Annotated in this window: 3 protein-coding genes; 1 reads left to right on the top strand and 2 read right to left on the bottom strand. The window is 60.9% G+C overall.

Going from position 1 to position 1,788, the window contains the following annotated elements; all coding sequences use genetic code 11:
- The first annotated feature begins 461 nt into the window (after window positions 1–461).
- Window positions 462–611: an alpha/beta fold hydrolase gene (locus tag AC5RWX_RS32895; protein WP_494100361.1), complete on the top strand. Its 150-nt coding sequence runs from the start codon at window positions 462–464 to the stop codon at window positions 609–611.
- 315 nt (window positions 612–926) lie between these two features.
- Here AC5RWX_RS32895 and AC5RWX_RS32900 read toward each other — a convergent pair whose 3' ends face one another.
- Window positions 927–1,253 carry a hypothetical protein gene (locus tag AC5RWX_RS32900; RefSeq protein ID WP_494100362.1) on the bottom strand — a complete coding sequence of 109 codons (327 nt, stop codon included), beginning with the start codon at window positions 1,251–1,253 and terminating at the stop codon, window positions 927–929.
- Between the two features lie 237 nt (window positions 1,254–1,490).
- On the bottom strand, window positions 1,491–1,788 hold a 298-nt coding region (locus AC5RWX_RS32905; RefSeq protein ID WP_494100363.1), incomplete at its 5' end, for a hypothetical protein.

Raw genomic sequence — 1,788 nt, forward strand, 5'->3', positions numbered from 1 at the left:
CCGAAACCGCTTCAGCCGAGGCGGAGGCTGAACCGGTGGCGGCGGGCGTGGCGGTGCCGGCGCAGGCCGACAGGCTGAGCGCGGCGCTGGCGGCGAGTGCGATGCTCGCCAGTGCGGTGTTGCGAATCTTCATTGAGGCACTGCTTTCTGGGGAAGAGTGGGGCGGACCGGGGTCCTCGTGGGCCTTGAGGAAAGATGCCCACCCGAGGAACTGTAGGGTAGGCAAACCTAAGGCAGAAGTGGGAAAGCGCTTTAAGTGACCAGCATCACATCAATTACGGAACTATTGCATGCCCTAATGCTCGCGGTGCGGGCCTGGGATTCCGCGTCCCCCGTCGCTCATCTGAGGCAAGGCAAGGCAATGCAAGGCAAGGCAAAGTCACCCTAGGCAGGGGTGGGTAAGAAAGGTCGAAGCAGCAACGACAGCGGTTTCCACGGTGATCCGGCGGAACAATGTCACGGTGTCCGGGCGGGCTGACGGGCCGGCGATGATGTTTTCCCATGGCTACGGGTGCGACCAGGACTTGTGGCGCCGGCTCCTGCCCTGCTTCGCCGACGATTACCGGCTGGTGCAGTTTGACCACGTGGGTGCCGGCCGCTCCGCCCCGTGACAGGAGCCCGTACCCAACCCGCTTCTAGGCGCTGTTCAACCAGGCGCCGTGCGGCTACCTGCTGACGGACGACGGCGGCCAGCGCCGTGCGGCGCTGCTCCCGCGATGCCCTCACTGGCCTGCTCAAGGAATGGCTGGACGCACACGGGGGAGGTGGACCGGTCCACGCTTAAAGCGTTCCCGCAAACTAAAAGTGCAGCTACCCGTCTATTCGGATACAGCTGCACTCAAAGTTTGTGGAAAATCAGGAAGAAAGTATGGGGCTGGCATCCTGGCCCGATGGTGGACGCTTCGGGTGCCTTGCCTGCGAAGCTTTTAGGCGGCGATCAGTGCGCGCCTTGCGGGTGCGTGCTCGCGGCGCTGTGCCAGGACGCTGATGGTACAAGGTGCCTGCTGCGGATCGATTTTGGCCGGCAGGTGATGCGTTTCGGAAGCTGTACGGAGCATTTCCAGGGCTTCTTCATCAACCCTTGCGTGACTGATGTCCAGCTCCAGGTCAAGGCCTTCCTTCAAGGAATTGGCGCGCTTCACTACTACGTAAAGTGCGTTCACACTGTGAACGGTGATATGGCCCTTTGCAATCACCAGAGCCTTGGCGTGGTCGAGGTCTACACGGACAACGATGTTGAGCTTGGAATTCAAGTTTTGAAGCCTTCCCCGGCATTGGCTGCGACGCTGCAGCTTCTTGCTATGGCCTGTTTCTTAAGCCTTATCCAGAGTAAGGGGCAAATGTGACCCACGCAACAGTTACGTATTTATTACACCGACTGTGATTGCTGATCCCGTGACGCGCGTGGGTGCGTTTTGCTGGAAGTGGCAGGCAGCCTGGAAGGACGGGCGGCTGAAGTGGCCACGCGGCGTCTTTCCAGCCAGACGTGCTCAGCCCACGGCTTCGGGAAGTCTTCCGGTTAACGCTGACACCGGAGCAGATGACCAGCGCTCGCGTTCCCGCTCATAGGAGATGACCACGGAGGTGTCCCTCTCCCGCGCCTCATCCATCGCGAGCAGCAGGGCGTCCTCAATGTGCCGCGCGTATTCGAGCCGCTCGGCCAAGGTTCCCTCAAGGTCGCCGTCGTCGATCAGGACATGGCTTTTACCATCCACAATGACCTTCAGCGAATACCCCTGGTCCTCATGGAGGGATCCCCGGGTTGTTGAAATCTCGGTGACCCTGTCT

Source organism: Arthrobacter sp. SPT-J7, from assembly GCF_059089965.1.